The organism is Deferrivibrio sp. (genome assembly GCF_055117995.1).
Window position 1 is genome coordinate 50,840 of the sequence record NZ_JBSQOT010000010.1, and the last position, 7,478, is coordinate 58,317.

Genomic DNA, 7,478 nt, shown 5'->3' on the forward strand with positions numbered 1-7,478 from the left:
ATTCCCCCAAAAGCACTTATTCTTTGCATGATAATATAGAAAAACTCAATTGTCAATAACCTTGTTTTAAAAAGACAAAAACTTGATTTTCAGTAAATATTGCAAATATCTTTAATGTGTTATTCTTAATATTTATTATTTGTTGTGCTGTTTGATAATGATGTTATAAAACTCGCATATATTATCAAGAAAATCTATAATAATATGATTTTGTGGGTAGAAAAATAGCAGGCATTAAAAAACCTGCTATTTTTCTACAGTTTGATATTATAGTGAATTTATTGTAATTGCTTAATTATTTTTTCGCAAATATTTCTGAAGGCGTTTGTAACTTCTGTATCTGGATATTCTATAACATATGGCTTGCCCGAGTCCCCCTGCATTACGACAATCGGATCAAGAGGTATTTTTCCAAGGAAATTTACTTTTAATTCATTGGCAGCTTTTTCCCCTCCACCAGTCTTGAATATGTCTGTTTTTTCACCACATTTAGGGCATATAAAACCACTCATGTTTTCTACAATGCCAAGAATTGGTACATTTAATTTCTTGCTGAATGTTACCGATTTTCTTGAGTCAAGAAGTGCAACTTCCTGAGGTGTAGTAACTATCACACTTCCATCTACTTCTCCGATTATATGTGCGACACTTAAAGGTTCATCGCCTGTCCCTGGGGGTAAATCTATTACCAAAAAATCCAGCTCTCCCCATTTTACATCGCTCAAAAATTGTTCAATAAGACTATGTTTAAGTGGTGCTCTCCAGATTACGGCATCATCATCATCTCTTACAAGAAAACCCACAGACATTATAAACAGATTATGGACAGGCTCATAAGGGATAATCCCCTCGGCTGTAGATAAAACCCCTTTTTCTTTTACTCCAAACATCTTTGGTATGTTTGGCCCGTGTATGTCTGCATCAATTAGGCCAACTTTATAACCCATCTTGTTTAGTGTTGTGGCAAGGTTGACTGACACTGTCGATTTGCCTACTCCGCCTTTGCCACTCATTACCATTATTTTAAACTTAATTTTGTCAAGCGTTTCAGCGATCATAGCTTTTGTGTGGTCTTGTTTTGTTTTTGTATCGCAAGAATCGCCTGATGAACAGCTGCTACATCCAGAATTTGTGTTACATTTATCTGCCATAGCTACCTCCTTTTTTACAGGAATGAATAATAATAAAAAATAAATTTTTTTCTATCTTTAATTTTATTTTTTGAAAAAAATGCTAAAATCTGAATATGGAAAAACATTACCTGGGCCATAGAAAGAGATTGAAAGAAAAGTTTTTAAAAAAGCCTGATAGCCTCAGCGACTATGAAATAGTTGAATTGCTCTTGGGCTATGTAATAAAAGGTAAAGATACAAAGCCGTTTGCCAAAGACATTATCAAAGATACTGGTGGAATTGGTAATTTTTTTGATGTTAATATTAAAAATATAAACGGGATCGGCACAGAAACAGAATTGTTTATAAGAATTTTGAAAGAACTTTATTACAGAATTGAGAAAGACAATGTTTTTGTAAAAAAGGATGTGGCAAGCTCCCCCGAGGAAGTTTTTAGATTTCTAAAGTACAAAATTTCGTTTGAAGATAAAGAAAAATTTGTGGTAATTTTGCTTAATTCAAAGGGGGAGATAACTGATATCAAAATCTTTGAAACAGGCACTGTTAATCAGGCAGTTGTCTTTGTAAGGGAGGTAGCTGAGTTTGCCATTAATGGGAAAGCGGTGTCAGTGATAATTGCACATAATCATCCGGCCAGTTCTCTTAAATTTTCAGAAAGCGATTATAACTTGACTGAGAGGGTGAAAAGAGGGTTGGAAGTACTTGAAATTATCTTACAAGACCACATCTTAATTTGCAAAGACGGCTTTTTATCAATGAGACAAAGTGACTTGAAAGGGTTTTGGAGGTAAAGGATGAAAGTTTTTTTGACAGGTTCCACCGGTTTTGTGGGCAAAGAAGTATTAAAAAAATTAGTGGAGAAAGGGCATAATGTGGTAGCCCTTGCAAGAGATAAAAGCAAAACTCTGGATCTGGATAATGTTATTTATGTGTATGGAGATATATTGAAGCCTGAAACTTATGAAAAATATCTAAGAGAATGTGATGCTGTGATTCATCTTGTAGGTATAATAAAAGAATATCCTGATAAAGGGGTGACATTTGAAAAGATGCATTTTGAGGCAACAAAAAATATTGTGGATATAGCCTCAAAGTATAGTATTAAAAGGTTTGTTCATATGTCTGCAAATGGTACAAGGCAAGATGCCGTATCAAACTATCATAAAACAAAATATATGGCAGAAGAATATGTTAAAAGCAAGATTAAGAATTATACAATTTTCAGACCATCAGTAATTTATGGTCCTGGAGATATTTTTATAAATATGTTGAACAGGTTTATGAAGTTAACTCCATTTTTCAGTTATTTTGGGGATGGAGGTTATAAGATGCAACCTGTGAGTGTTTTTGAAGTGGCGGAGCTTTTTGTTAATGCTTTAACAAATGAAAATAGTCTGGCAAAAACTTATTCGGTATGCGGCAATAAGGTATTAACCTACAAACAAATACTAAAACTTATAATGGCAGTTACAAAAAGGAGGGTTTTATTGTTTTCTGTACCGGAGTTTATAATATCTGCACTAGTTAAATTGTTTGGAAAAACTACATGGTTTCCAATTACAACAGATCAGTTTATTATGCTTGTCGAGGGGAATACTTGTGACGATGATAGTTGTTTCAGGGACTTGAACGTAGTGAAAAGGGATATTGAGGAAGTATTGAAAGGTTATTTGAAATAAAAGCGGGTAGATTTTTTTAAAATTTTTCATTATAATCCTTTGAAAAAAACAGGAGCATTGAATGAAAAGGCTGATTTTAATGAGTGCGGCAATTTTTGTTTTTATGGTTGGTTGTTCTTCTGGTCCCAAAAAAGAGATTAACCCTTCAGAAGTAATACCCCAAATGAGCATAGCAAAATATGAAGAGGTTAAGTCGCAGTATAAGGGGAAGGTGGTTTTGGTAAACTTTTTTGCATCCTGGTGTCCACCCTGCAAGGCAGAGATACCTGATTTTATTAAAGTATATAACAAGCATAAAGATAAATTTGTTATAATAGGTATATCTATTGATGATGATTTACAGAAAGGTGCTGAGTTTGTTGTTGATAAAGGTATTCCGTATCCGACTTTTCATGCAGAAAGAGCCCTTGAAGCAAAGATGAATGTGTCCAGTATCCCCACAAATATATTTTATAAGCCTGATGGATCACTTTTTAATTTTTATGTGGGGGCCTTGAGCGAAGACTTTCTGGAGTCTATTATAGAAAGACTGACAAATGAATGAAGCTTTAACTAAATCACTTCTAATTATTGATGATGACATAGGTATACGTGACGGCCTGTCATTGTTGATGGGCCGTTATTTTGATGTATCAACTGCTTCTTCCGGTCTTGAGGCTTTTGAGAAAATTAAACATAAAAAGTACGACATATATTTAATTGACCTGTATCTCGGGGATATAAGCGGATTTGAAGTTTTGAAGAAAATTAAAGAATCAGACAAAGACTCTGTAACAATTATCTTAACGGCGTATGGTGACGAAACAGATATCGACAGGGCTGAAAAGCTTGGGGCAGAAGAATTTCTGCATAAGCCAATCAGTTATAACAAATTGATGGAAGTTATTGATAAAGTAATAAAAAAAGGTGAAAAGAGCTCCGATGTTGAGAAGTATAAGAAATCTATTTCAAAGTTTATAAAAGGGGTTAACAGGGAACTGAACGTGCATATAGATATTATTGAAGGAGCAGCAAACTATCTTAATGAAAAATATGAAGATGAAGTAAAAGGTGTTTCCGAAACCATAATGCTTGCGGTAAATGAGATAAAGTTAAGAATCAAATTCTTGAATATTTTATCAAATCTAAAAAATAATACCTACGAAGATAAGAAGGACAAGGTGTTTATAAAAGATGTTATTTTGATGGCATCTAAAATGCTTTTTAAAAAGAATGTGTTAAAGAAAGTTGCTTTTGAGGATTTTGAAGTTTATTTTTACAGGGAAACTCTTCTGAATATTTTTGTTGTTTTGCTTGTAATTTTAAGTCATTCGGAAAAAAGTGTTTTGAGAGTTAATAAAGATTCGGAAAAAATTATATTTACGCTTTTAAATCTCGACTTCAATGTGAAGAGCTCTCTTTCAGGGACTGATGAGTTAGAATATCCTTCTATTGAGTTGAATCTTTTGCGGGAGCTTGTCTTTTTTGCCAGAGGTAAGATAAATATTAAATCTGAAAACAGGTTTACTTACCTGTCAGTTGAGATTAATGTATAGTTTTTGATTCTCTATTTAAAATTTTTTCCATGCTGAATATTGTCCCGTTTTCAATCTGGCTAAACTGCATTTTGTCAACTATTTTAGAAATTATATACAGACCTCTACCAGATTCATCACCCGGGCTTGCTTTTTTTATGGCAGGATGTTTTTTGATTTTTCCTTCTTTGTCAATAATATCAATTTTTACTGAATTGTTTTCTATATTTATTTTAAGTAATATTTCTTTTTTGCCTCCATATTTTATAGCATTTGACAATGCTTCCGTAACAGCGAGGTTTAAATAAAATGCAGCATCCAGATATTCTTCATCAATGGCCTTGACGCATGACTCTATTAACTCGCCTGCTTTTTTTAATATTTCAAGCTGACTTTTTAGTGTAATTTCAAGACTAAGTTTCATGTCATATCTTCAATAGCCTCATTCAAGTCAGAGTAGATTTCAAATACTCTTGTAAGCCCAGTCATTTTCAAAATGGACATTACCTTATCTGAAATATTTATAAATTTGACAGTAATATTCTTTGACACTGCCTGTTTGTAGAAGAAAACAAAGGCACTAAGGCCTGAGCTGTCAATGAATTCAAGTTTGCTGAAATCAACAATTACCGGTTTATCGATTAGACACTCAACAAGTTTGTTTTTGTAGTCTTCAGAAATGCTTGAATCAATTCTGATGTCAAGAATAGTTAACAGTGTGTAGTCTTTTTCTTTTTTTACATTGATATTCATAATTTCCTCGCAATTTCAGTATTTATGCTATAATAAATATTATATACTTCGAAACAAAAAATTTCCATAAAACTTTAAAAAGGAGGTTTAAATGAAAAATATTCTGGTGATTGGACATAAAAACCCTGATACTGATTCAGTTTGTTCTGCATATGCATATGCCAGGTTAAAAAATAAGATAGATAATAAAAATTTCTATGTAGCAGCCAGATGTGGTAATCTGAATGAACAAACCAGGTTTGTTTTTTCGGAAATTAAGGATGAACCTCCATTGTTTGTCAAAGATATTTATCCAAAAGTTAAAGATGTCATGACAAAAGATGTTATTTATTCTTCACCCAACGAGCCAATCTATAATGCTGTTAAAAATCTTGAGTCACTTGGCATCAGGCTTACACCTGTGGTTGATACCGGGCATTATAAAGGTGTAATCAGTATACTTGAGATCTCAAAATTTTTTATACCCAAAGATATTGATAAAAAACCAGAATATTTGCTAAGGCCTGAAAATTTTGTGTATGTGGTTCCTGGCAAATTTATAAAAATTGGTATTATAAAAGAGTTCAGGGCAATTTTTATGGTTGGAGGGATGCCTTTTGAGACTTTTTTGAACAGATTTGAAAATTTAAAGAGAGAAAACACTGTACTTGTTGTGGGAAAAAGAAGAGATTTTATAAAATATGCCCTGGATAACAACTTTGCAGGAGTAGTTGTTACCGGGTTATCTGACGAGAGTGAATTTGATTTCAATACCAGCAACTTTGCAGGCTTTGTGTATCTTTCACATTTAGACACTGCAGAAACACTTAGAAGACTTGTCTTATCTGTACCGATAAAATCGATTATGACTGACAGAATACCTGTTATTTCTCCGGAATCCTACATTGATGAGGCAAAAAAGATAATGATTACAGATAATCATAGAGGGTTGCCAGTGGTCAGTCAGGGGAAACTTGTAGGAATAGTGACAAGGAGCGATTTATTAAAAGATGAAAAGCAGAAAGTTATTTTTGTGGACCATAATGAAATTTCACAGGCCGTTGATGGCGCTGAGACAGCTGAAATTGTTGAAATTATTGATCACCATAGACTTGGTACAATAAAAACAAAATCACCTGTTGGATTTTATGCAAAGCCTGTGGGCAGCACCTGCACCCTTGTCTATCAGCAATATCTTCAAAATAATGTTGAGATTGACAGAAAAAGTGCTATTGCGCTTCTTTCAGGTATACTTTCTGATACAGTCGTGTTGAAATCTCCGACATTGACCGGTGAAGATATAAAAGCGGTTGAACATCTTTCTTCACTCTTGGATATTGATTATAAAGAATATGGACGTCGTATGTTTGAAGCATCTTCCGGTTTGAAAGGCAAGCCCATAGAAGAGATTGTTAATGCAGATTTCAAAATATATGAAGAGTACGGTTTGAAGATTGGTGTAGGACAGGTGGAAACGGTTAACCTTTTAGAGTTAAATGATATTAAACAGGTTTTGATAGATGAATTAAAAAATGTTCTTAAAGTTAAAAAACTTGACTGGGCTGCACTCCTGGTTACCGATATCATCGATGGAAGGAGTATTCTGCTTAGCAGCGGTTTTGAGGCTGGGGAGAAACTTCTTGCTTACAATAAATTAGAAGATTGTGTTTTTGATTTGCCAGGGGTATTGTCGAGAAAAAAACAGTTGTTGCCTGAAATACTAAGGGTTGTCGAGATTTTAAATAGTTAATTGTGTGTTTAATAATAAAAAAAATAAAGTCAAATTTGCTTAAAAATATTGACTTTATGAATATGAAGTAATAAACTCCACCCCAAAAATACAATGGAGGTTTGCTTTGAAAGCTTTAAGATGGTATGTAAAGTTTATTGACGGTTTGAATGAAAAGGTAGGTTATTTTACTGCATGGCTTACCACTTTATTGGTACTTGTTGTGTGTTATGATGTTTTTACCAGATATGTTCTAAATAGTAGTAAGGTTGCAGTCCAGGAACTTGAATGGCACATATTTTCTGTCATTTTTCTTATTGGTGCAGCGTATACTTTGTTAAAGGACAAGCATGTAAGGGTAGATGTATTTTATATGAAAATGCCTGAAAAAATAAGGGCATGGATAGACTTTCTCGGGAATCTCATATTTCTTATCCCTTATTCAATGCTTGTCATATATACCTCTATTAATTTTGTAAAGTTTTCATGGATGTCAAGAGAAGGCTCACCTGACCCGGGTGGATTGCCTGGAAGATATGTTTTGAAAGCTTTTGTAACGGTTGGTTTTTAAGATGCCCCCTTTTGTCAAGACTTTTTTCATAGATTTTAATTTTCCTTCATTCATGCTGTTTCACTCAGTAAAGTGTCTTCTTTTAACATACCCTGAAAGTAAACCTCATCTGGTGTCCGA

9 protein-coding genes are annotated in these 7,478 nt (G+C 33.5%); 6 read left to right on the plus strand and 3 right to left on the minus strand.

Annotated elements, in window-relative coordinates:
* Positions 1 to 278 precede the first annotated feature (278 nt).
* On the minus strand, positions 279 to 1,151 hold the full coding sequence (locus ACTCAF_RS04665; protein WP_463062132.1) for a P-loop NTPase: 873 nt from the start codon (positions 1,149 to 1,151) through the stop codon (positions 279 to 281).
* A 95-nt stretch (positions 1,152 to 1,246) separates the two neighbouring features.
* Here ACTCAF_RS04665 and ACTCAF_RS04670 point away from each other — a divergent pair, with 95 nt between their 5' ends.
* From ACTCAF_RS04670 to ACTCAF_RS04685, 4 genes are all read left to right on the plus strand, one after another.
* Positions 1,247 to 1,924, plus strand: coding sequence for a JAB domain-containing protein (locus tag ACTCAF_RS04670; protein WP_463062133.1), 678 nt, complete (start codon positions 1,247 to 1,249; stop codon positions 1,922 to 1,924).
* A 3-nt stretch (positions 1,925 to 1,927) separates the two neighbouring features.
* Positions 1,928 to 2,812, plus strand: coding sequence for a complex I NDUFA9 subunit family protein (locus ACTCAF_RS04675; RefSeq protein ID WP_463062134.1), 885 nt, complete (start codon positions 1,928 to 1,930; stop codon positions 2,810 to 2,812).
* Positions 2,813 to 2,873: 61 nt separating this feature from the next.
* Complete coding sequence (locus ACTCAF_RS04680; RefSeq protein WP_463062135.1) at positions 2,874 to 3,356, plus strand: TlpA family protein disulfide reductase; 483 nt, start codon at positions 2,874 to 2,876, stop codon at positions 3,354 to 3,356.
* Positions 3,349 to 4,347, plus strand: coding sequence for a response regulator (locus ACTCAF_RS04685; RefSeq protein ID WP_463062136.1), 999 nt, complete (start codon positions 3,349 to 3,351; stop codon positions 4,345 to 4,347). The genes ACTCAF_RS04680 and ACTCAF_RS04685 overlap by 8 nt, the downstream gene beginning before the upstream one ends.
* On the opposite strand, the gene ACTCAF_RS04690 is transcribed toward ACTCAF_RS04685, so the two are convergent.
* Together ACTCAF_RS04690 and ACTCAF_RS04695 are read right to left on the minus strand one after the other, a co-directional pair.
* Positions 4,337 to 4,750, minus strand: a complete 414-nt coding sequence (locus ACTCAF_RS04690; protein WP_463062137.1) for an ATP-binding protein — start codon at positions 4,748 to 4,750, stop codon at positions 4,337 to 4,339. The genes ACTCAF_RS04685 and ACTCAF_RS04690 overlap by 11 nt on opposite strands.
* Entirely contained in the window at positions 4,747 to 5,079 is a 333-nt protein-coding gene (locus ACTCAF_RS04695; RefSeq protein WP_463062138.1) for an STAS domain-containing protein, read from the minus strand. Before ACTCAF_RS04695 ends, ACTCAF_RS04690 begins: the two co-directional genes overlap by 4 nt.
* 91 nt (positions 5,080 to 5,170) lie before the next feature.
* Here ACTCAF_RS04695 and ACTCAF_RS04700 point away from each other — a divergent pair, with 91 nt between their 5' ends.
* Positions 5,171 to 6,808: a putative manganese-dependent inorganic diphosphatase gene (locus ACTCAF_RS04700; protein ID WP_463062139.1), complete on the plus strand. Its 1,638-nt coding sequence runs from the start codon at positions 5,171 to 5,173 to the stop codon at positions 6,806 to 6,808.
* 106 nt (positions 6,809 to 6,914) lie between these two features.
* A complete protein-coding gene (locus ACTCAF_RS04705; protein WP_463062140.1) occupies positions 6,915 to 7,358 on the plus strand; it encodes a TRAP transporter small permease subunit in 444 nt (147 codons plus the stop codon).
* Positions 7,359 to 7,478 lie beyond the last annotated feature (120 nt).